The following is a 22195-nucleotide window of genomic DNA, read 5'->3' on the forward strand; positions in this document are numbered from 1 at the left end:
TGCGAGCCTGGCAGGCAAGGCCTCCGCTCCCCGTGCACCGGGTCATTTCTGAAACCTGACAGCATCCGAAAAAGCGCTTGACCTTCCCACGATGGTAAACCCTAAGCTCCCTCCATGTCGAATTTCAACTATGGGAAGCACACCATGAGCATGGCAACAACGAGTAGTGCTGGCGGCCAAGCAGCGGCAATCAGCCTGCCCATCGAGGGCATGACCTGCGCAAGCTGCGTCGGCCGAGTCGAGGCCGCCCTTGCCAAGGTCGAGGGCGTGGCAAGCGTGTCTGTCAATCTCGCCACCGAGCGAGCGGACATTCGCCTGAACCGTGCTGTCGATCGCATGGCGCTGATCCAGGCGATCGAGAAGGTAGGGTACGACGTGCCTCAGGGCACCATCGAGCTGGCGATCGGAGGCATGACCTGCGCTTCGTGCGTGGGCCGCGTCGAGAAGGCGCTCAAGGCGGTGCCGGGCGTCACTGAGGCTGTGGTCAATCTGGCGACCGAGCGCGCTACCGTGCGTGGTGTGGCATCCGTGCAGGATCTAATCGCGGCTGTCGATAAGGTCGGCTACGAGGCCAGCCCTGTCGATACCAGCATGCAGGCCGACGAGGAAGCCGCCGAGAAAAAGGACGCCGAGCGCGCCGAACTCAAGCGCGACCTGACCCTGGCCGCCGTGCTGGCGCTGCCTGTGTTCGTGCTCGAAATGGGCTCGCACATGATTCCCGGCATGCACGAGTGGGTGGCTTCCACCATCGGCATCCAGCAGAGCTGGTATCTGCAGTTCGTGCTGACCCTGCTGGTGCTCGCCATTCCGGGCTGGCGCTTCTACGAGAAGGGCTTCCCGGCGCTGTTCCGCCTGGGTCCCGACATGAACTCGCTGGTCGCGGTCGGCACGGCCGCGGCCTTCGGCTATTCGATGGTCGCCACGTTCGCGCCCAGTCTGCTGCCGGCCGGCACGGTGAACGTGTACTACGAGGCGGCCGCCGTCATCGTGGCGCTGATCCTGCTGGGCCGCTTTCTTGAGGCACGGGCCAAGGGCCGCACCTCCGAGGCCATCAAGCGCCTGGTCGGCCTACAGGCCAAGGAGGCGCACGTGCTGCGCGACGGCCGCATCGTGGACATCCCGATCAACGACGTGGCGCAGGGCGACATCGTGGAAGTGCGCCCCGGCGAGCGCGTGCCGGTCGATGGTGAAGTGACCGAGGGCCGCAGCTTCGTGGACGAGTCGATGATCACCGGCGAGCCGATTCCCGTCGAAAAGGCGGAAGGCAGCACCGTGGTCGGCGGCACCGTCAACCAGAAGGGTGCGCTGACGCTGCGTGCCACCGCCGTGGGCGGTCAGACCATGCTGGCGCAGATCATCCGCATGGTCGAGCAGGCGCAAGGTTCCAAGCTGCCGATCCAGGCCGTGGTGGACAAGGTGACGCTGTGGTTCGTGCCCGCCGTCATGCTGGCCGCCGTGCTGACCTTCCTGGTCTGGCTGGTGTTCGGCCCGTCGCCCGCGCTGTCCTTCGCGCTGGTCAATGCCGTGGCGGTGCTGATCATTGCCTGCCCGTGCGCCATGGGTCTGGCGACGCCGACCTCCATCATGGTCGGCACGGGCCGGGGCGCTGAGATGGGCGTGCTGTTCCGCAAGGGTGAAGCCCTGCAACTGCTCAAGGACGCCAAGGTGGTGGCCGTGGACAAGACCGGCACGCTGACCGAGGGCCGCCCGGTCCTGACCGACCTGGAGATTGCCGACGGCTTTGACCGCAACCAGGTGCTGGCGAAGGTCGCCGCCGTGGAATCGCGCTCGGAGCATCCGATCGCACGCGCCATCGTCGAGTCGGCCGTGGAAGGTGGCATCGCGCTGCCGACGATGACAGACTTCGATTCGGTCACGGGCATGGGCGTGCGCGCCACCGTGGACGGCGCGCGTGTCGAGGTCGGTGCCGATCGCTTCATGCGTGAGCTGGGGTTGGACGTGGGCGGCTTCGCTCGCACGGCCGAGCGCCTAGGCAACGAGGGCAAGTCGCCGCTGTACGCCTCGATCGACGGCCGGCTGGCCGCCATCATCGCGGTGGCCGATCCGATCAAGTCCAGCACGCCCGCGGCCATTGCCGCGCTGCACCAGCTCGGCCTGAAGGTGGCGATGATCACCGGCGACAACGCGCGTACCGCGCAGGCCATCGCCAAGCAACTGGGCATCGACGAGGTGGTGGCCGAAGTGCTGCCCGAGGGCAAGGTCGAAGCCGTGCGCCGGCTGAAAGCCAGCCACGGCCAGATCGCCTACGTGGGCGACGGCATCAACGACGCCCCGGCGCTGGCCGAGGCCGACGTGGGCCTGGCCATCGGCACCGGCACCGACGTGGCGGTGGAGTCGGCCGACGTAGTGCTGATGTCGGGCAACCTGCAGGGCGTGCCCAACGCCATCGCGCTGTCCAAGGCGACCATCGGCAACATCCGCCAGAACCTGTTCTGGGCGTTTGGCTACAACACGGCCCTGATCCCGGTGGCCGCTGGCGTCCTGTACCCCGCATACGGTGTGCTGTTGTCGCCGATCTTCGCGGCTGGCGCGATGGCGCTGTCCAGCGTGTTCGTGCTCGGAAACGCGCTGCGCCTGCGCCGCTTCCAGCCGCCGCTGGCGGCGGATACCGCTCATTGAGAAAGGAGGAACACCATGAACATCGGTGAAGCATCCAAGGCCTCGAAGGTCTCGGCCAAAATGATCCGCTACTACGAGCAAATCGGTCTGATCCCTCCGGCTGACCGCACCGATTCGGGCTACCGCGCCTATACCCAGGACGACGTTCACCGGTTGCATTTCATCCGGCGTTCGCGCGACCTCGGCTTCTCGGTAGCCGAGATCACGGACTTGCTGGGACTGTGGAATGACAAGTCGCGCCAGAGTGCTGATGTAAAGCGTCTGGCCCAGCAACACATCGACGAGTTGGACCGGCGCATCGAGAGCATGCTGGAGATGGCCGCGACGCTCAAGGCGCTGATCCGGTGTTGCGCCGGCGACGAACGGCCCGACTGCCCGATCCTGCACACGCTGGAGCAGCCCGATACCAGTGACAACAAGCCCGAAGCGCGCACTGGCGCAGTGCCGCGCCGCGCGCGAGCCAACGCAGCAGGAAAAAAGCCGCGTGCGCACTGAGCAGCCAGGAGAGATATGCCCAAAATCACAGTCTTGCCCCATCCTGAACTGGCTCCCGAGGGAGCCGAACTGAACGTGCCAGCAGGCACTTCGATCTGCGAGGCCCTGCTGGACAACGGCATCGAGATCGAGCATGCCTGCGACATGAGCTGTGCCTGCACGACCTGTCACTGCATCGTGCGCAAGGGGTTTAATTCTCTAAACGAAGTCGAGGAGTGCGAGGATGATCTGCTCGACCGGGCCTGGGGACTGGAGGCGCAGTCGCGGCTGAGCTGCCAGGCCATCGTTGCGACCGAAGACCTGACCGTCGAGATCCCCAAGTACACGATCAACCATGCCAAGGAGAACCACTAGGAGCCTGCGTGCTGCCTCAGGCGCACCGGCCTGCGGCAGGGTTGCTCTGGCAGATGGAGGACTGACGGCATTGCAGCCAGATAACCAACCCGTGGGCCAGACCAACCCGCGAGCCAGGTGTCTACACTCCCTTTGCACGGTCGTCGGTTAGGCTGGAAAGGTCATCAACGTCCTTAAATCCGTGACGGCCGGCCCATGGAAAGTCACACAGGAGAAGTCCTGCATGTCTGCGCCCAAGCTAGCCACGCTCTACCGAATGGTCATGCCCGGCCATACCTGCCCCTACGGGCTGAAGTCGCTCGATCTGCTCAAACGCAAGGGCTACGAGGTCGAGGACAAACACTTGGCGAGCCGCGAGCAGACGGATGCGTTCAAGAAGGAGCATGGCGTCGAGACCACGCCCCAGGTCTTCATAAACGGGCGGCGCGTGGGCGGCTACGACGACCTACGCAAATTCTTCGGCATGTCCGTGAAGGACAAGAACGCCGTGACCTACACCCCTGTGATCGCGCTGTTCGCCATGGCGGCCGCGATGGCGCTGGCGGCGAGCTGGGCGGCCTTCGGCCAGCTCTGGAGCATTCAGGCGGCAGAGTGGCTCGTGGCCTTTGCCATGTGTCTCCTGGCGCTGCAGAAGCTCAAGGACGTGGACGGCTTCGCGACGATGTTCCTCAACTACGACCTGCTGGCCAAGCGCTGGGTTCGGTATGCCTATTTCTACCCGTTCGCGGAGGCCATCGCAGGCGTCCTGATGGTCGCGGGCGTGGGGATGTGGGTGTCGATTCCGTTGGCGCTGTTCATCGGGACCGTCGGGGCCGTGTCGGTTTTCAAGGCGGTCTATGTCGATCGCCGGGAACTCAAGTGCGCCTGCGTGGGCGGGGACAGCAACGTGCCGCTGGACTTCGTGTCCCTGACCGAGAACCTGATGATGGTGGCGATGGCCCTGTGGATGTGGGCCAAGGTCGCCTACCTTGGGATGCACTGAGCGCCGCGCCAGATATGGCGCAGCGCACGTGCTCGCATCGGCCGTCCTGTGTGCATGCCGGCCACGACGCGGTGTTACTGCGCGCGCGGCGGGAAGCCAGCTTCGCTCAGGGCCGCGGCGATCTGCTCTTGCGAGGCCGAGGTCTGGACCTCGACACGGCGGGTCGGCGGGTCCGTAACGATCTTGGCGTTGGGGTCGATCGTTTGGATCGTTTTCGTCACAGTGCGGGCGCAGCCGCCGCAGGTCATGTCTTCGAGATGGAATTGCATGGAAAACTCCTTTCGGGTTGGGATGCTTAAAGTTTGATCCTTGCCACGGTTGGAAGGTCAAGCGCTATTTGCATCCCCGCCACACCAACCTGCCGAATGTTCATAGGGGCAAGGCCGTGGTGCTCTTCACGCGGTCCAGCACGAAGCTGGTCTTGCAGTCTTGCACGCTGGGGTGCTTGAGCAGCGTATCGAGCACGAAGCGGGAGTAGTGGGCCATATCTCTGACGACCACCCGCAACAGGTAGTCCATGTCGCCGGTCAGCGCGTGGCACTCCACCACCTCGGGCCAGTTCTGAACCGACGCGCGGAACACGTCCATGGGGTTGCGCTTGTGCGAATCAGAGTGCTTTTCGAGGCGCACGTTCAGGTAGGCCGTGAGGGTGAGGCCGATGCGTTCGGGGTGCACCAGGGCCACATAGCCGGCGATGACGCCAGCCTCTTCGAGGCGGCGCACCCGCCTCAGCGTGGCCGAGGACGACAGGCTTGCGTGTTCGGCCAGTTCGTCGAAGGTGGACCTTCCATTGCGTTGCAATGCATCAATAAGGCGTCTATCCGTACCATCAAGGACTATTTCTGTGCTCATTTCTTTCACCACGCAGGAATCAGGCATCAAGAAGTCTATTTGCAATTGATTTTGCAGAAATGATGTGCGGGCTTTTTCTTACCATCTAGGGTGTCCAGATTTCCACCCCAAACCCAAGAGAGACACCCCTGATGACCGACCTTTTTGACAACCCGATGGGCCTGTGCGGCTTTGAATTCGTCGAGTTCGCCTCGCCGACGCCCGGCGTGCTGGAGCCGCTGTTCGAGAAGCTCGGCTTCACCGAGGTGGCCCGGCATCGCTCCAAGGACGTATCGCTCTACCGCCAGGGCGACATCAACTTCATCGTCAACCGCGAGCCTAAAAGCCAGGCGGCGTATTTCGCGGGCGAGCACGGCCCCAGCCCCTGCGGGCTGGCGTTCCGCGTCAAGGATTCGCACAAGGCCTACCACCGCGCGCTGGAGCTGGGCGCGCAGCCGATGGACATTCCCACTGGCCCGATGGAGTTGCGCCTACCGGCGATCAAGGGCATCGGCGGCGCGCCGCTGCACCTGATCGATCGCTTCGAGGACGGCAAGTCCATCTACGACATCGACTTCGAATTCCTACCCGGTGTGGATCGCCGTCCCAAAGGCCACGGCTTCTCGATCGTCGATCACCTCACACACAACGTCTATCGCGGCCGCATGACGTACTGGGCCGACTTCTACACGAAGTTCTTCAACTTCCAGGAGATCCGCTACTTCGACATCAACGGCGAGTACACCGGCCTGGCTTCCAAGGCGATGAGCGCGCCGGACGGCCTGATCCGCATCCCGCTGAACGAGGAAGCACGCCAGGGCGGCGGCCAGATTGAGGAATTCTTGATGCAGTTCAGCGGCGAGGGCATCCAGCACATCGCCCTGCTGTGCGACAACCTACTCGATGCGCTCGACCGCGTGCAGATGGCCGGTATCCCGCTGCTGACCGCCCCCAACGACATCTATTACGCAAACTTGGAAAAGCGCCTGCCCGGCCATGGCCAGCCCGTGCCCGAGTTGCAGGCGCGCGGCATTCTGCTCGACGGCACGACCGAAGGCGGCCAGCCCCGCCTGCTGCTGCAGATATTCTCCGAGCCGCTGCTTGGCCCGGTGTTCTTCGAGTTCATCGAGCGCAAGGGCAACTACCGCGAGGGCTTCGGCGAAGGAAACTTCGGCGCCTTGTTCGAGTCGATGGAACGCGACCAGATCAACCGTGGCTCGTTGGAAATCAACCCGGCCTGATTTGGGCTTTTCCATGAAGGCAGAGCGCCTTCGGTCCTACATCTCGCGAGCCCCTCTGTGGGCTCGCGCTACTTTGGCGTCAGTACGGCCTTAGCCGCTCAAGCATTGAGCGGGTTGGGTTCGGCGTCACGTTCCGAAACAGTTGCTACCACTCTTGACTTGAGTTAATACATGAACATATGTATTCTTATTCAGATACACCGATGGCCTTTTTCCTCGCCCTGAAGAGGGACCCAGCACTACCTCGCCCCCTCTAAGCGCACTTCGGCAGCAATGCGCCGTGGCCAACCCAATGACCAGGATTGCTGAAGGACGTGCCCATGGAACTTCGTCATTTGCGCTGCTTCGTGGCTCTCGCCGAAGAGCTGCATTTCACCCGTGCTGCGGAGCGCTTGCACATCGAGCAGCCGCCGCTGTCCCGCACGATCAAGGAATTGGAAGACGAACTGGGGGTGCTGCTCTTTGACCGCGATCGGCGGGGAACGCGGTTGACGCCAGCGGGTACCACCTTCCTTCAGGACATTCGCCGGCTGTTCACCAACCTGGAGCAGGCACGAGAAAACGTCAGGGCGATCGCCGCAGGCCTAAGAGGCAGCGTGCGCATCGCCATCTCCGATGGCGCCATCGACCCGCGGCTGTCTGCACTTCTTGCCCTGTGCCGCCAGGAGGAGCCGGAGATCGAAATACGGCTCTCCGAGGTCACCCTGGCGGAACAGTTGCGGGGGCTGCGATCCGGCGACTTCGCGATCGGTTTCGCACACACTGCGGACGTCGGCGACGGACTGGTGACGGAGCCCATCTGGCAGGACCCGCTGGTGGTGACCTTGCCGATCCGGCACCCGTTGCTGGCCCACAAGGAAGTGTCGCTACGTGAACTCGTGAGTTACCCGCTGGTGATGTGCGATCCGCAGCTTTGCGAGGGCTACTGCCGCGAATTGACCCGGCTGCTACATCCCCTGGAGCGCGAGTCCACCATCGTTGAGCATGTCTCGTCGCTGGACATGATGCTCACGTTGGTCGGAGCTGGTTACGGCATCGGCTTCGCAACGGCGACCCGAATCGCGGTATGCCAACGTCCCGACGTGGTGATCCGGCCGTTGGCGCTCGATTCGGCCGTCATCATCACCTACCTGCTTCGGCCCGAAGGCGGTAGCGGACTATCCGTTCCCGTAGAGCGCTTCATCGAGCGTTTGCGTTCGCCAAAGAGCGATTAGCTACGGCGCCTGCGCCACACCCGGCGTCACGCATCGCCCTGAAGGTAGAGGTTGCGCTCCGTGGCCGTCATCAGTTCGGCCGAGCTGATCTTGAGAGCCAGGGAAATTTTTAGAATGAGAGCGAGTGTCGGCATGTGCTCGCCGCGCTCAATCTTGCCCATGTGCGAACGCGCGATCCCCGCCAAGCCCGCGAACTCATCCTGAGCAATCCCCTGATCCAGGCGAGCGGCTCGCACCGCTTGCCCGAACGCCAACGCCGGTGCGGACTCATAGGTGGTTACTCCGGCGGGCCGTCCAGGCCGAATAGTGCGCTTCTGCATTCGCAGAAGCGTCATGGAATCACTGATCTTTAACCACGTTAAAGATATCTCTTTAGTATGATGTCGGTAGATCTTTTCGATCCCCTCCCGCCGCCTCTTTGGGGGTATCCATGCATGACGTCATCAGTCCGCCCCCGAATTTCACACTCGCCATAGCGCCAGGTGTACCGTCTTCACGGCTGTCGGCGCTGCTTGCACTGCAGCGAGCGCAGGAGCCGGGCGTCGCGATGGCCGTGCGTGAAGTTTCGGATCAAGAGTTGATGACGGGCCTGCAGGAGGGCCGCTACGACGCGGGACTATCTCTTAGCGGTGCGGGGGATCACCTGACGAGTAGCCGGAGGCTATGGTGCGAAAGCATGGCCGTTGCGATACCACCGCGGTCCCGCTTAGTTAACCAGGCGAAGCTCACCATCTCAGATCTTCAGGATTATCCAATCTATCGCTGGCGGGTGGAGGCTTGCCCCTTGCTGGACGAGAGGTTGGCCTCCCTCATGCCAGTGGACCAAGAGAACATCCTGTCTGCAACTTCATTCGAGATGATGGCGCTGTGGGTCTCATCCGGCTACGGCATCGGCGTATGCGCGCAATCGCGCATCGAGCGTGCCCATCAATGGGGGATCGGCATGCGACCGCTCGCCGATGGCCCCTACAATATCGTGACGTACCTCCAACGGCCCCACGCGCAAGCCGATTCTGCTGCCAAGCGGTTCGAGCGTAGAGCGCTACAGATTGCTGGGGAAGGTGCAAGGTGATGGGCCTACGGCCGGAAGCGTCATCCCGGCCATAGGCTGACCCGTGGATTAGGTTCCCTCGATCACCACAGCGCTGTCCACTAGCCTACGAACGCTCTGCCGCACATCTTCCGGGACGGGCTGCGGGGCGACGGCCTTGGGCACATCCTCGTGATGCTGGTAGTCGCCCATGATGACCCGTACGATCGCCGGCACGTTGGTCGGCGTGACCGCATCGATGGCGGCGCGATCGCCCAGGTCAGGGTGCGGCTGGGTCAGCATGCGGTAAAGTCCCCAAGAATCCGCGTGCGGGCACTGGTTCATGAGCACCTGGGCCAGCCTGTGTTTGAGCGGCACCAGTTGCCAGTCCGGAACACGCTGTCCCCGATTGCCAAGGCTGATAGCCAGCAACTTTCCGGCTTTCAGTTCGCGGTTGATCTGGTCCTTGGACTTCCCGGCCAGCTTGCCGAACAACGGGACCGGCAGGCTGTTCGGCGACTCATAGATAGCCAGCATTTCCTCGCGCTCGCGCTGGATCGCGGACACTTCCGGCTCTGGGACATGCACCGGAGGCGGCGGCAGATGCGACAGTCTCCGGAACGTGATTCCGCCGCTGCTCGAAGTGACGACAATGGGCGTTGCGACAAGGGACTGCACGCCGGGCACAGGGGGCTCGGCCACGATGGGGGCCGCACCCACCGCCTCTTCCACTTCTGCCATCGCAGGCACCCCATCGATGCGGATGGTCAGGTGTGCGCTCGCAGCTTCTACCTCGCCCTGTTCGAGCAGGTCGAGGCGATCGGCCCAGTCCTGCATCATCCGGCGCCTCGGCTCCACGTATTTGGCGTGGTTGTAGGCCGAGCTGACCTTGTTGGGGTCGGAGTGCGATAGCTGTGCATCCACCCAAATTTTCGGATAGCCGATTTCGTTGAGCGCCGTCGAGATGGTGCCGCGGATGCCGTGCCCGGTCAGGCGCCCCTCGTAACCCATGAGCTGCAAGGCCTTGTTCAGCGTATTTTCGCTGATGCGCTTCTTGAGTTCGCTGGTATGAGCCAACAAGTACTTCTGCGCCGGCCGCATCGCGCTCAGAAGATAGCGCACGATCTCGATGGCCTGCAGAGAGAGGGGCACGATGTAGGGCGGCACGTCCTGCGGCCGCTTACCGGCCTTGCGCATTTCGTCCTGGAGCTGCTTGACGAATTGTGGCGGGATGATCCACAAGCCGCGGTCGAGGTCGAACTGCTCAGGCTCGGCCAGCCGCAATTCGCCCGTCCGCACCCCAGTTAACAACAGCAGCCGCACACCAAGCTGGGTCTGCCAGCCGCGGGGGGTGTAGAGCCGAAGCTTCTGAAGGAACTCGGGCATCTCGGGCAGGTGCAGATAGGGATTGTGGGTCACCGGGGGCTTGGGTTCGGCCACCACATCCAGGTCAGCAGCAGGGTTGACCTCCAAGCCCTCGGCAACGACCAAGGCATAGCGGAACATCTGGTTGAACCAGGTGCGAACCTTCTCGGCGGTGGTGAACGCTTTGCGCTTCTCGATCGCCGCCAGAACTCCCAGGAGCTGAGGGCGGCGAATGTCGTAGATCGACATCTTCCCTAAGGCGGGCAGCACGTCCTTGTTGAAGATGCGCAGAATCTGCGACAGGGTGCTCTGGCGGCCTTCCTTGAGTTCCTTGCGGCGATGCTCGACCCAGGCATCAAAAACGTTCCTAAAGGTGTATTCACCCGCCAATTTGGCCGCGTGCCGGCGCTGGTCACGCTCGATTTGCGGATCAACCCCCCTGGCAAGCAGGGCTTGGGCCTTATCCCGCTCGGCGCGGGCCTCGCGCAAGCTGAGGGCAGGATATCCGCCCAGGGACATACGTTTTTGCTTGCCCAGCCAGTAGTAGCGAAACATCCACGACTTACCGCCTGCAGCAGAGACCATCAGGCCCAGGCAGTCATTATCGGAGAGGGTGTAGCGTTTTCCGGTGGTTCTTGCCTGCCGGACGGTCAGATCAGAGAGTGCCATTTCGAGGCTCCTAAGTAATGACTTAGGCCCTATGCTCGTCATGGTTCCCGCTCAGCCCCAGCAACTATCCGGTAGCCGTCCCACCCGTATTCTTGTGCCTCAATTGGTCACTCAAAAACGGTAGCTGTGGGTGGATTTCCGTGGCGCTCGCTGGAATGGAAAAAGGGGCCGAAGCCCCTTTTTTCAATGACTTACAGACGTCAGTAGAAGTCTGTAGATCATAATTTGGAGCGGGATAAGAGGCTCGAACTCTCGACCTATACCTTGGCAAGGTATCGCTCTACCAACTGAGCTAATCCCGCATGCCTTCGCTGATATCACAGCGATCACCACCGTTTCATGAGCTTAAGCTCTTTGCAACTTGCCTTGCTGCAGGCAGTGATCAGCGAAGACCTAGACTATACATCGATTTCAGCTCGATTCGCAAGTCGCAGCAAAAATTTTTGATGTTCACCGCTACACTGTGCTGACTGCGCCGATCATGCCCCGGTGGTGAAATTGGTAGACACTGCGGACTTAAAATCCGCCGCTTCCTGTAAAGGGGCGTGCCGGTTCGATCCCGGCCCGGGGCACCATCAGCGCCCTCACCTCCCAGTCGCGCATCACACCTGCAGCTCGCTCTCCTGCCCGGCATCCAGCCGATGCTTGAAGGCCTTGACTCGAGCCTGCCAGCGCTGCGCATCACGCGACCCGCTGCCCGCCATGCGCGTCAGCAGATGGGTCAGCACCAAGGCACTCACCAGCGACACTCCCAGCATCAACAGATAGAGGCTGACCAGCCCCGTGAAGTTGTGCTTGTTGTTGAGCGCCCGGGCAATGCCCAGGAAGCACGCGAAGATCCAGCTGCTGGAACTGATGGTGGCCATGAGCACCAGCACCGCACGCTGATGCGGCATCGCCTCGCACAAACGTGCGCCACGCTGGATGCCATGAAAGGCAAACCGATGCAGGAACCAGCCATTGAGCGTGAGCGTGAGCACCACCATCACCTTGAGCCACAGCTTCTGGTTGAGCAGGTAGGCCGGATCGCTCAGATAGCCCTGCAGGCAGATCGCCAGGCCCGACACCCACAACACGATCAGCGACGCACTCACCACCGACTTGGCGCCGTGGATGCGATCTACCGCCTTGCGTGTCAATGGACTCGTGTAGTACGAAAGAATGAGGAAATCGGTTCGCAGGATCGTTGCCACGGCGACTGCGCTGGCAAAGAAATGCACGAACACCAACATCATTTTCAGGATGTCATTGACTGGCATGGTGAACCTCTTAAGGGTATCGAATTGAACCGGTCGATCCCAAGACTTCACCAGATCGCGCACATCTCAGTGTGCGGCTTTCCGGACATTGGAACCACCCCTCCATGCAGACAATGTAGCCATATCTTGAAAAAAATCACGCACTTTTTTTACATTCCGGGGGAAGCACTCAACCAATCGGCTTGTAGATGACGCAAGAACACAACCCCCGATGCCGGGGGATACAGCACCCTGCAATCTGGCCGCTGGGTTGAAATGAATAAGGCACCCCAAGGGGTGCCTTTGTTCTCCGGATAAGGCCGTTTGTCGCAGCCTCATCGAAGCGAAGATCAGTGGAACTGGTCTTCTTCGGTCGAGCCGGTCAGGGCCTTGACGGAAGACGAGCCGCCTTGGATCACGGTGGTCACGTCGTCGAAGTAGCCAGCGCCCACTTCTTGCTGGTGCGACACGAAGGTGTAGCCCTTCTCGCGAGCTGCGAATTCGGGCTCTTGCACCATTTCGGTGTAGTGCTTCATGCCTTCGCCGCGGGCGTAAGCGTGAGCGAACTGGAACGTGTTGTACCAGTTGATGTGGATACCAGCCAGCGTGATGAACTGGTACTTGTAGCCCAGGTCCGACAGGTCTTGCTGGAACTTGGCGATCTGCTTGTCGTCCAGGTTCTTCTTCCAGTTGAAGGAAGGCGAGCAGTTGTACGACAGCAGCTTGCCCGGGCACTTGGCGTGCACGGCTTGCGCGAATTCACGGGCGAAGCCGATGTCGGGCACGCCGGTTTCACACCACACCAGGTCGGCGTAGGGAGCGTAGGCGACGCCGCGGCTGATGGATTGCTCCAGGCCATTCTTGACGCGGTAGAAGCCTTCTTGCGTGCGCTCGCCCGTCAGGAAGGGCTTGTCGTTCGCGTCGTGATCGGAGGTGATCAGGTTGGCGGCTTCAGCGTCGGTACGGGCCAGAACGATGGTGGGCACGCCCATCACGTCAGCAGCGAAACGAGCCGAGATCAGCTTTTCGATGGCTTCTTGCGTAGGAACCAGCACCTTGCCACCCATGTGACCGCACTTCTTGACAGCGGCGAGCTGGTCTTCGAAGTGAACGCCAGCGGCGCCCGAAGCGATCATGTTCTTCATCAGTTCGAAGGCGTTCAGGACACCACCGAAACCGGCTTCAGCGTCAGCGACGATGGGCAGGAAGTAGTCCACGAAACCTTCGTCGCCGGGGTTGATGCCACGCGACCATTGGATTTCGTCAGCACGCTTGAACGTGTTGTTGATGCGGCGAACCATCGTGGGCACCGAGTCGTACGCGTACAGCGACTGGTCGGGGTACATGGTTTCGGAGGTGTTGCCGTCGGCGGCGACTTGCCAGCCCGACAGGTACACGGCTTCCAGGCCAGCCTTGGCCTGTTGCATGGCTTGACCGGCGGTGATGGCGCCGAAAGCGTTCACGTAGCCCTTCTTGGCGCCGCCATTGACCTTCTCCCACAGCTTTTCAGCGCCGCGCTTGGCCAGCGTGTACTCGGGCTGCAGGCTGCCGCGCAGGCGAACCACGTCAGCAGCGGAGTAGCCGCGCTTGACGAGCTTCCAACGGGGGTTTTCGGCCCAGTCCTTTTCCAGGGCAGCGATTTGCTGTTCACGGGTGAGTTGAGTCATGACGATCTCCGGGGTTGGTGGGAGGTGCTAAGAAAGAAGGCTCGCAGTGTAGCTGGTTTCCCCTCGGTTGGGGAAGACTTGTGTCTTATATAAGACTTGATCCTTCAAACGCGGGGATCTTTGGCGGGTCTTTGACATTGCGGACACGCGAAATCCGTTGCCGACAGGCACAAACCCTCGGGCAAACCACGATGTCCCGCGTCAGGCATTGGTCATCAATCGGGCCTAAGGTAAGGGGTAAGCACATTCGATTCGCCAAGGAGCCAAGATGACCACGCCCCGCATGGATGCTTTCTGGATGCCGTTCACGGCCAACCGGGATTTCAAGCAAAACCCTCGCCTGCTCTCCAGAGCCGAAGGCATGCATTACTGGACGCCCGAGGGCCGCGAGGTGCTGGATGGCACCGCTGGCCTGTGGTGCGTGAACGCCGGCCATGCGCAGCCCCGCATCGTGGAGGCCATCGCCCGCCAGGCCGCCACGCTGGATTTCGCACCGCCCTTCCAGATGGCACACCCACTGGCCTTCGAATTGGCCGAGCGCCTGGTGGAGCTGGCGCCGCCGGGCCTGAACCGAGTCTTCTATACGAACTCGGGTTCCGAGTCAGTTGAAACCGCGCTGAAGATCGCCATTGGCTACCACCGCATGCGCGGCGAGGCTCAGCGCACGCGCCTGATCGGCCGCGAGCGTGGCTACCACGGCGTGAACTTCGCGGGCACGGCGGTGGGCGGCATGGGGCCCAACCGCAAGATCTTCGGCACGCACGTGGCTGGCGTGGACCACATCCGCCACACGCACGATCTGCAGCGCAATGCCTTCACGCACGGGCAGCCCGAGCATGGCGCCGAACTGGCCGATGACCTGGAGCGCCTGGTCACGCTGCACGACGCCTCCACGATCGCCGCCGTGATCGTCGAGCCTATGGCCGGATCCACCGGCGTGCTGCTGCCGCCCAAGGGCTACCTGCAGCGCCTGCGCCAGATCTGCGACAAGCACGGCATCCTGCTGATCTTCGACGAGGTGATCACAGGCTTTGGCCGCCTGGGCTCGCCGTTCGCCGCGCAGCACTACGACGTGGTGCCGGACATCATCACCGCCGCCAAGGGCGTCACCAACGGCACCATCCCGATGGGCGTGGTCTTCACCAAGCAGGAGATCCACGACGCCTTCATGCAGGGCCCGCCCGGCATCGAGCTGCCGCACGGCTACACCTACTCCAGCCACCCGATGGCCTGCGCCGCCGCCCTGGCCACGCTGGACACCTATGCCGAAGAGAACCTGCTGACCCGCGCGGCAAAGATGGAGGCCAAGCTGCAGTCGGCGATCCACACGCTCAAGGGCCTGCCCAACCTGGTGGACATCCGCAACACCGGGCTGGTGGCCGCGCTGGAGTTCGCGCCACGGCCAGGCGCCGCACCGGGCCGCCGCGCCTTCGAGGTGTTCCTGGGCGCCTGGAACAAGGGCGTGCTGCTGCGCGCCGCAGGCGACAACATCGCCATCTCGCCACCGCTGATCATCAACGACAGCCAGATCGACCAGATCGTGAGCACGCTGGCCGAGGTGATCCCCACGGTGGAGTGAACACACTTCGCGCGCCCAAAGAAAAACCGCCCCTCGGGGCGGTTTCTTCATGGAGAGCCAGAAAACCGATCAGGCCTTCTTGACGGCTTCCAGACCGGAGCGGACTTCTTCCTTGGCCTCGTCGCTGCCGGCCCAGCCGACCACCTTCACCCACTTGCCGGGCTCCAGGTCCTTGTAGTGCTCGAAGAAGTGCTTGATCTGGGACAGCAGCAGCTCGGGCAGGTCTTCCAGGGCCTGGATCTTCTTGTACATGGGGCACAGCTTCTCGGTCGGCACAGCCACCAGCTTGGAGTCGCCACCAGCCTCGTCTTCCATCTTCAGGATGCCCAGGGGGCGCACGGCCACCACCACGCCAGGGGGCAGCGGGAACGGGGTCACCACCAGCACGTCGACCGGGTCACCATCGGGTGCCAGGGTCTGGGGCACGTAGCCGTAGTTGCAGGGATAGTGCATGGCCGTGCCCATGAAGCGGTCCACGAACACGGCGCCGCTGTCCTTGTCCACCTCGTACTTGACGGGGGCGGCATTGGCAGAGATCTCGATGATGACGTTGAAGACGTCGGGGGCCTTCGACCCGGGGGTGACATTCAGCAGGCTCATGGTGTGCGGTGCGTGATGGTTTGAAGATTGGGTTGAGCGGGGGCGCGTGGCGCAAGGGCGCCAGTGTAGGCGAAGGCCATTTAGATCAATCAATCTAATCAATGTTGCAGCGCACAAAAGACGCTTGCAATGTGCGCCTGCTTCCCCAATACTTCGAACCATGTTGCAGCGCAACATAGCGGCCTTCAGAAGTATCGACCGCTAGTCGCCAAGCAATCCACTCATTGACTGACGATGGAGATTCAAGATGCTGACTGCCGAACAACTGCTGGCCACCCACAAAGCCAACATCGAAACCCTGTTCACGCTGGGTCAGAAGGCTTTCGAAGGCGTTGAAAAGCTGGTCGAGTTGAACCTGCAAACGGCCAAGACCACGCTGGACGAGGTTGCCGACCACACCCGCGCCGTGCTGTCCGTCAAGGATGCCCAGGAACTGGTCGCCCTGCAAAGCGCCCTGCTGCAACCCAATGCCGAGAAGGTCGCTGCCTACAGCCGCCACGTCTACGACATCGCTGCCTCCACCAGCTCCGAAGTGAGCAAACTGGCCGAAACACAAGCCGCCGAAGCCCAAAAGAAGTTCCTGTCGGTGGTGGACAACGCCGTCAAGAACGCACCTGCCGGCACCGAGAACGCCGTTGTGCTGGTGAAGTCGGCCGTGGCCGCCGCCAACAACGCTTTCGACTCCGTGCAGAAGGCTGCCAAGCAAGCCGCTGACGTGGCCGAAGCCAACTTCCAGGCCATCACCAACACCGCCGTGAAGGCCACGCAAGCCGCCAAGCCCCGCAAGACGGCCTGAGCAAGCCCGGGAACTTTACGGGAGTCTGCGGACTCCCAAGGATGCCGCTCTGGACAAGCGGTACTCCCTGAAAGGTTGTCTCCTCGGTACCTCCGATCCTCATTCAAGGTACCTTAAGGCCCGGTGGCTTGCCACCGGGCTTTTTTTTGCTTGTGTTTATGCTTGTCACCCATGATCGATTGGCTACAGGCTCACTCACCTTTTCCGGACACGCGCCGCGCGCTTGGACCGGAGACTGACGCACCCGGTTTGCTGGCCGCCGGAGGCGAGCTGACCATCGAGCGTCTGCAGGCGGCCTACCGGCGCGGCATCTTCCCGTGGTTCGGCCCGGGCCAGCCGGTGATGTGGTGGTCGCCCGCACCGCGCATGGTGCTGCCGGTGTCTCAGTTCAAGCTGTCGCGCTCGCTGCGCAAAACCATCGCGCGCTTTCGCCGCACGCCCGGCTGTGAACTGCGCATCGACAACGATTTCCCCACCGTGATCCGCTCCTGCGCCGACAAGCCCCGTGATGGCCAGGACGGCACCTGGATCGTGCCGGCCATCCAGGAGGCCTACGGGCACTGGCATCTCGCCGGGCAGGTCCATTCGTTCGAGACCTGGATCGATGGCGAACTGGCCGGCGGGCTGTACGGCGTCAACGTGGGACGCATGTTCTTCGGCGAGTCGATGTTCGCCCACCGCACGGATGCCTCCAAGATCGCGCTGGCCGCGCTGGTGTGCTTCTGCCGGGCCAACGGCATCGATGTGATCGACTGCCAGCAGCAGACGGAGCACCTGGCATCGCTCGGGGCCGTGCCTTGGTCACGGGAACGCTTTGAAGCGCACCTGAAACAGGTCGTGGACCACCCCAGACCCGAGGTTTGGGCCTATGATGATTCCTTCTGGTCCCAGTTGACCGAGCCCCCTGCTTCGAGCCCTGAGTCGCCCTTGTTGCCGTGACACACCTCAAAGACCTGCCCCTGGCGTCACTGCAGTTCTATGCGACGGCGCCCTACCCCTGCAGCTATCTGGGGGACAAGACGGCCCGGTCGCAGGTGGCCACGCCCAGCCACCTGATCAACGCCGATGTTTACTCGGGGCTGGTGTCCAGCGGGTTTCGGCGCAGCGGCATGTTCACCTACCGCCCGTACTGCGACGGGTGCCAGGCCTGCATCCCCCTGCGTGTGCCGGCAGAGCAGTTCCAGCCCAGCCGCAGCCAGCGCCGTGCCTGGAAGGCACACCAGGACCTTGAAACGCGCGTGTCACGCCTGTGCTTCACGCCGGAGCATTACCGCCTGTACCTGAACTACCAGGCCAGCCGGCACAGTGGCGGCGGCATGGACCAGGATTCGGTCGATCAGTACACGCAGTTCCTGCTGCAAAGCCGCGTCAACTCGCGTCTGGTGGAGTTCCGCGATCCCGGCACGCCGGGGCAGCCCGGCACGCTGCGCATGGTGTCGATCCTGGACATCCTCAACGACGGGCTGTCGGCGGTCTACACCTTCTACGATCCGGACCCGCACGCCAGCTACGGCACCTACAACATCCTGTGGCAGATCCAGCAGGCCCGTCAGTTGGGGCTGCCTTACGCCTACCTGGGCTACTGGATCGAGAAGAGCCCCAAGATGGCCTACAAAGCCTCGTTCAAGCCGTACCAGATCTTGCAGCAGGGGCACTGGCGGGATCCGTCGGCGCCCACGCCAGCCGTGGGAGGCCACCCCAGCACAGCGGGGCGGCCAATGGCCTCGTCAGGGCGCGAGGACGACCAAGCCTGACACCGTCACTGTGACGGTGCCCTTGCCCGGCTCGACCGGCAGCGGGGCCGAATCGGCGGCCTCGGCGCGGGCGGCCTTCATCATCATCGGCACGGGGCGGTTTTCGAAGCCCTCACCGGCCTGGATGTTCACCTCGCCCAGCGTGTAGTTGGCAAAGCCGAAGGCCTTGGCCACATCCACCGCCTTGGCGCGGTAGGCCGCGATGGCCTGGGCCGTGACCTGCGACTCGTACTGCTCACGCAGTGCACGCGACAGGTCGTAGCGCACGTTGACCACGTTGAGCTGGTTCAGGCGGCCCACGGTCTGCGCGATGCGCGCCATGTCGGTACCCTGGATCACCAGTTGCGCTTGCCCCTGCCAGCCATTGACCTTGCCCTGGTTGGTGTAGCGCGGGTGGATGGAGAAGGAGCCGGTGCGCACCTCCAGTGCGCCATTGGGCTGCACGGCCTTGCGGGCCTCGGTCAGCGCTGCGTCGAGCTGTTGCTTGAGGCCGGCCTGCACCTCGGAGGCCTGGGCGCCATCCTTGTTGGCCTGCAGGGTGACGATCAGCAGATCCTGCGTGAGCTCTTGCGTGGCGGTGGCCGAGAAGGACACGGCGTTGCGACGCTCGGTGACCACGGTCTGCGCATCAGCCCGGGTGGCGCTCAGGGCAGCGGCGCCCACGAGAAGCGCCACGGTGGCGGCAGCAAAAGCCTGGCGCCGCGAACGCGGTGCGGATGCTGAAGATGCGGCAAGAACGCGGGCAGGTTGTGCATCGAAACGGCGGCTGGAAGTCATCGAGAAGGGTCCTTTTCTGTGTGACGAACACCCCAGACTAACGCGCCAGACGATGTCCCTGCCGACAACGTACGCATTTCTTACCCATCGGCAAGATTTGTAACAAGAGGTCAGATGGCTGAAAACGACCCGTCAAACTGTTCAAAATCGTCTCTGTTACAAATTTCGCTGAGGACGATAACCATGACTCCTAACGCCAATCAGCGCCACGACCGTGTTCTGGTGGTGGACGACGATGCCCGCATCCGCGATCTGCTGCGCCGCTACCTGAGCCAGGAAGGCTTCGAGGTGCTGCTCGCGGAAGACGCCAAGGCCCTGAACCGCCTGCTCACCCGCGAGACCGTCGACCTGATCGTGCTGGACCTGATGCTCCCCGGTGAAGACGGTCTGTCGATCTGCCGCCGCCTGCGCGCGGCCAACGACGTCACGCCCATCATCATGCTGACCGCCAAGGTCGAGGACGTGGACCGCATCGTCGGCCTGGAAGTGGGCGCGGACGACTACCTGCCCAAGCCCTTCAACCCCCGCGAGCTGCTGGCCCGCATCCACGCCGTGCTGCGCCGCCGCCCTTCCCCCGAGGCCCCCGGCGCCCCGGCCAAGGAAGCCCAGACCGTGCTGTTCGGGCCCTTCGAGTTCGACCTGGCACTGCGCCGCCTGAGCAAGGAAGGCGAACCGATCTCGCTGACCACGGGCGAGTTCTCCATGCTCAAGGCCCTGGTGCGCCACCCGCGCCAGCCGCTGTCGCGCGACAAGCTGGCCCAGTTGGCCCGTGGCCGCGAGTTCGAGCCCTTCGACCGCAGCCTGGATGTGCAGATCTCGCGACTGCGCAAGATGATCGAGCCGGATCCTTCCCAACCGCGCTACATTCAGACTGTCTGGGGCGTGGGCTATGTGTTCGTGCCGGACGGTGGCAGCTGATTGAGGCACGGGGCCACCGCGCCCCTGCCTGCGTGAAGCTGTTCACCTCTCCATAACGATTCCAATGCCCCGCAACCGCTTCGCCCTCAGTCTGTTCTGGCGTACCTTCATCCTGCTGGCCGTGCTGCTGACGGCGGGCATCGTCGCGTGGGTGCAGACCTTCCGCGCGCTGGAGTTCGAGCCGCGCGCCATCCAGGCGGCGCAGCAGATCGCCTCGCTGGTGAACCTGTCGCGCGCGGCGCTGCAGTACGCGGACCGCATCAACCGCGTCACCCTGATCAAGACCATCTTCGACCAGGAGTCGATCTCGCTCAAGCCGCGCGAGCCATCGGACCAGTACGTGCGCTTCGAGGTGAGCCGCTTCACGGAGGTGATCTCGTCGGAGTTGCGCTCGCGCCTGGGGCCGGACACAGTGATCGCCGGCAGCGTGAACAATGTGCAGGGCCTGTGGGTGGGCTTCCAGATCGATGGCGACCGCTACTGGCTGCAGGCCGACCCGACACGGGTGGAGCCGCTCACGGGGCGCACCTGGTTCATCTGGGTGGGCATCGCGGTGATCGCCACGGTGCTGGGCTCGGCCACCATCGCGCGGCTGATCAACCAGCCGCTCAAGGAGCTGTCCTTCGCGGCCAGCCGCATCCGCGAGGGCGAGTACGACTCGATCCTCGATGAATCCATGCTCACCCGCGAGATCCGCGAGGTGAACCAGGGTTTCAACCGCATGGCGCGCGAACTGGCCAAGGTGGAGGAAGACCGCGCGGTGATGCTGGCCGGCATCTCGCACGACCTGCGCACACCGCTAGCCCGCATCCGCCTGGAGGCGGAGATGAGCGTGCACGACGAAGAGGCGCGCCGCAACATCGCCGCCGACGTGGACCAGCTCGACGCCATCATCGACAAGTTCATGGACTATGCGCGGCCAGGCGAAGTCAGCCTGGTGCCGGTGCACGTGTCCAGCGTGGTGGACAAGGCCATCGGCCAGTTCCGCGACACCAAGCGCATCCGCATCTCGGCCAAGCTGCCCATTGACACCAAGGTGATGGCCGATGAGACCGAACTGGGCCGCGTGCTGAGCAACCTGTTCGAGAACGCGCGGCGCTATGGCCGCAACACGTACACGGGCGTGGCCAATGTGGAGGTGAACTACACGCGCTCAGGCTCTTGGGTGATCCTGAGCGTGCGCGACCACGGGCCCGGTGTGAGCCCTGAAAAGCTGGTGCAGCTGACCACGCCCTTCTTCCGGGGGGATGCGGCGCGCACGGCGGCGTCTGGCGCCGGGCTGGGCCTGGCGATCGTGGACAAGGCGCTGCAGCGCATGGGTGGCGCGCTGGAACTGGCCAATGCGCCCGGCGGCGGGCTGATGGCGCACATCCGCCTCAAGCGGGCGCCCTGAGCAGGTTGATGCCGCTCAAGCCCTGGCCAGCAGGCACACCGCCCGGGCCTCGATGGCACGCCCCTCGCCTACGGGGCCCATCTTCTCGGCCGTCTTGGCCTTCACATTGACTTGATCGGCACTGATCGACAAGGCCTGCGCGATGCGCTCGCGCATGGCAGGGATGTGCGGCGCCATCTTGGGCGCCTGGGCCAGGATGGTGCTGTCCACGTTGACCACCGCCCAACCGGCCTCGCCTACACGGCGCCGGGCTTCGACCAACAACGCGAACGAATCGGCCCCCTTGAAGGCTGGATCCGTGTCCGGGAAATGGCGACCGATGTCACCCAGCCCAGCGGCACCCAGCAGCGCGTCGGTCAGCGCGTGCAGCAAGGCATCGGCATCCGAATGGCCCAGCAGGCCATGGGTGTGCGGGATGCTCACCCCGCCCAGCACCAACGGGCGGCCCGTGACCAATGCGTGGGTGTCCCACCCCTCCCCGATGCGCAGGTCAGGAATAGCAGGAGCGGAGGGTGCGGAAGGCGTCGTCATGGGCGTCAGTATCGCAGACGCCCTGGAGACGTCCGAATGCACCAATAACGATCAAATCAATCCATGAAGCACCTGATTTGTGCATACACGGTGCCTTGGAGATGTCCGAAGTGGCCCGATA

At 63.2% G+C, this 22195-nt stretch carries 22 protein-coding genes and 2 tRNA genes; 14 read left to right on the plus strand and 10 right to left on the minus strand.

Translation table 11 applies throughout. The features are described from left to right. The first annotated feature begins 144 nt into the window (after positions 1-144). From WAQ08_RS13810 to WAQ08_RS13825, 4 genes are all read left to right on the plus strand, one after another. Entirely contained in the window at positions 145-2640 is a 2496-nt protein-coding gene (locus WAQ08_RS13810; protein WP_033471058.1) for a heavy metal translocating P-type ATPase, read from the plus strand. A gap of 15 nt (positions 2641-2655) precedes the next feature. Continuing rightward, a complete protein-coding gene (gene cueR / locus WAQ08_RS13815; RefSeq protein ID WP_003821164.1) occupies positions 2656-3135 on the plus strand; it encodes a Cu(I)-responsive transcriptional regulator in 480 nt (159 codons plus the stop codon). A 15-nt stretch (positions 3136-3150) separates the two neighbouring features. Beyond that, the gene (gene fdx / locus WAQ08_RS13820; protein WP_003821165.1) at positions 3151-3489 is read left to right on the plus strand and encodes an ISC system 2Fe-2S type ferredoxin; all 339 of its coding nucleotides are present in this window, start codon (positions 3151-3153) and stop codon (positions 3487-3489) included. A 223-nt stretch (positions 3490-3712) separates the two neighbouring features. Further along, positions 3713-4471: a MauE/DoxX family redox-associated membrane protein gene (locus WAQ08_RS13825; protein WP_017642570.1), complete on the plus strand. Its 759-nt coding sequence runs from the start codon at positions 3713-3715 to the stop codon at positions 4469-4471. A 74-nt stretch (positions 4472-4545) separates the two neighbouring features. Here the strand turns inward: WAQ08_RS13825 and WAQ08_RS13830 are convergent, their stop codons facing one another. Then, positions 4546-4740 (minus strand): heavy-metal-associated domain-containing protein, encoded by a 195-nt coding sequence (locus tag WAQ08_RS13830; RefSeq protein WP_003821167.1) that lies wholly within the window; start codon positions 4738-4740, stop codon positions 4546-4548. 100 nt (positions 4741-4840) lie between these two features. Continuing rightward, the gene (locus WAQ08_RS13835; RefSeq protein ID WP_033471055.1) at positions 4841-5323 is read right to left on the minus strand and encodes an Lrp/AsnC family transcriptional regulator; all 483 of its coding nucleotides are present in this window, start codon (positions 5321-5323) and stop codon (positions 4841-4843) included. A 131-nt stretch (positions 5324-5454) separates the two neighbouring features. Between WAQ08_RS13835 and hppD the strand changes: the two genes are divergently transcribed. Then, positions 5455-6543, plus strand: coding sequence for a 4-hydroxyphenylpyruvate dioxygenase (gene hppD, locus WAQ08_RS13840; protein WP_017642572.1), 1089 nt, complete (start codon positions 5455-5457; stop codon positions 6541-6543). A 320-nt stretch (positions 6544-6863) separates the two neighbouring features. Then, positions 6864-7757: a LysR family transcriptional regulator gene (locus WAQ08_RS13845; protein WP_003821171.1), complete on the plus strand. Its 894-nt coding sequence runs from the start codon at positions 6864-6866 to the stop codon at positions 7755-7757. A gap of 26 nt (positions 7758-7783) precedes the next feature. On the opposite strand, the gene WAQ08_RS13850 is transcribed toward WAQ08_RS13845, so the two are convergent. Continuing rightward, on the minus strand, positions 7784-8077 hold the full coding sequence (locus tag WAQ08_RS13850; protein WP_003821173.1) for a helix-turn-helix domain-containing protein: 294 nt from the start codon (positions 8075-8077) through the stop codon (positions 7784-7786). Between the two features lie 110 nt (positions 8078-8187). Here WAQ08_RS13850 and WAQ08_RS13855 point away from each other — a divergent pair, with 110 nt between their 5' ends. Then, entirely contained in the window at positions 8188-8829 is a 642-nt protein-coding gene (locus tag WAQ08_RS13855) for a substrate-binding domain-containing protein (protein WP_023110687.1), read from the plus strand. Between the two features lie 48 nt (positions 8830-8877). Here WAQ08_RS13855 and WAQ08_RS13860 read toward each other — a convergent pair whose 3' ends face one another. Both WAQ08_RS13860 and WAQ08_RS13865 read right to left on the minus strand, forming a co-directional pair. Next, positions 8878-10821, minus strand: coding sequence for a tyrosine-type recombinase/integrase (locus WAQ08_RS13860; protein ID WP_017642575.1), 1944 nt, complete (start codon positions 10819-10821; stop codon positions 8878-8880). A 226-nt stretch (positions 10822-11047) separates the two neighbouring features. Beyond that, a tRNA-Gly gene (locus WAQ08_RS13865) sits at positions 11048-11123 on the minus strand. A gap of 181 nt (positions 11124-11304) precedes the next feature. Between WAQ08_RS13865 and WAQ08_RS13870 the strand changes: the two genes are divergently transcribed. Continuing rightward, positions 11305-11396, plus strand: a tRNA-Leu gene (locus WAQ08_RS13870). 27 nt (positions 11397-11423) lie between these two features. Here WAQ08_RS13870 and WAQ08_RS13875 read toward each other — a convergent pair. After that, on the minus strand, positions 11424-12143 hold the full coding sequence (locus WAQ08_RS13875; protein ID WP_422192176.1) for a hypothetical protein: 720 nt from the start codon (positions 12141-12143) through the stop codon (positions 11424-11426). 266 nt (positions 12144-12409) lie between these two features. Next, positions 12410-13726, minus strand: coding sequence for an isocitrate lyase (gene aceA / locus WAQ08_RS13880; protein WP_125243443.1), 1317 nt, complete (start codon positions 13724-13726; stop codon positions 12410-12412). A gap of 268 nt (positions 13727-13994) precedes the next feature. Between aceA and WAQ08_RS13885 the strand changes: the two genes are divergently transcribed. Continuing rightward, positions 13995-15305 carry an aspartate aminotransferase family protein gene (locus WAQ08_RS13885; RefSeq protein WP_422192178.1) on the plus strand — a complete coding sequence of 437 codons (1311 nt, stop codon included), beginning with the start codon at positions 13995-13997 and terminating at the stop codon, positions 15303-15305. 69 nt (positions 15306-15374) lie between these two features. Here WAQ08_RS13885 and ppa read toward each other — a convergent pair whose 3' ends face one another. Continuing rightward, a complete protein-coding gene (ppa, locus tag WAQ08_RS13890) occupies positions 15375-15905 on the minus strand; it encodes an inorganic diphosphatase (protein WP_422192180.1) in 531 nt (176 codons plus the stop codon). 247 nt (positions 15906-16152) lie between these two features. Here ppa and WAQ08_RS13895 point away from each other — a divergent pair, with 247 nt between their 5' ends. The 3 genes from WAQ08_RS13895 (at position 16153) to WAQ08_RS13905 (ending at position 18455) form a co-directional block, all read left to right on the plus strand. Continuing rightward, positions 16153-16701, plus strand: coding sequence for a phasin family protein (locus tag WAQ08_RS13895; RefSeq protein ID WP_422192182.1), 549 nt, complete (start codon positions 16153-16155; stop codon positions 16699-16701). A 171-nt stretch (positions 16702-16872) separates the two neighbouring features. Then, on the plus strand, positions 16873-17640 hold the full coding sequence (gene aat, locus WAQ08_RS13900; RefSeq protein ID WP_422192184.1) for a leucyl/phenylalanyl-tRNA--protein transferase: 768 nt from the start codon (positions 16873-16875) through the stop codon (positions 17638-17640). Beyond that, on the plus strand, positions 17637-18455 hold the full coding sequence (locus WAQ08_RS13905; protein ID WP_422192186.1) for an arginyltransferase: 819 nt from the start codon (positions 17637-17639) through the stop codon (positions 18453-18455). The genes aat and WAQ08_RS13905 overlap by 4 nt, the downstream gene beginning before the upstream one ends. Here WAQ08_RS13905 and WAQ08_RS13910 read toward each other — a convergent pair. Further along, entirely contained in the window at positions 18429-19232 is an 804-nt protein-coding gene (locus WAQ08_RS13910) for an SIMPL domain-containing protein (protein ID WP_422192187.1), read from the minus strand. The two genes, WAQ08_RS13905 and WAQ08_RS13910, sit on opposite strands and share 27 nt — an antisense overlap. A 183-nt stretch (positions 19233-19415) precedes the next feature. On the opposite strand from WAQ08_RS13910, the gene ompR reads away from it, so the two are divergent. Both ompR and WAQ08_RS13920 read left to right on the plus strand, forming a co-directional pair. Continuing rightward, positions 19416-20150, plus strand: coding sequence for a two-component system response regulator OmpR (ompR, locus tag WAQ08_RS13915; RefSeq protein WP_422192188.1), 735 nt, complete (start codon positions 19416-19418; stop codon positions 20148-20150). Positions 20151-20214: 64 nt separating this feature from the next. After that, complete coding sequence (locus WAQ08_RS13920; protein WP_422192191.1) at positions 20215-21543, plus strand: ATP-binding protein; 1329 nt, start codon at positions 20215-20217, stop codon at positions 21541-21543. Between the two features lie 15 nt (positions 21544-21558). Here WAQ08_RS13920 and ispF read toward each other — a convergent pair whose 3' ends face one another. Further along, positions 21559-22074 carry a 2-C-methyl-D-erythritol 2,4-cyclodiphosphate synthase gene (gene ispF, locus WAQ08_RS13925; protein WP_422192193.1) on the minus strand — a complete coding sequence of 172 codons (516 nt, stop codon included), beginning with the start codon at positions 22072-22074 and terminating at the stop codon, positions 21559-21561. Positions 22075-22195 lie beyond the last annotated feature (121 nt).

This window comes from Aquabacterium sp., from assembly GCF_049274795.1.
In the GTDB taxonomy this organism is placed as follows: Bacteria; Pseudomonadota; Gammaproteobacteria; order Burkholderiales; family Burkholderiaceae_C; genus Aquabacterium.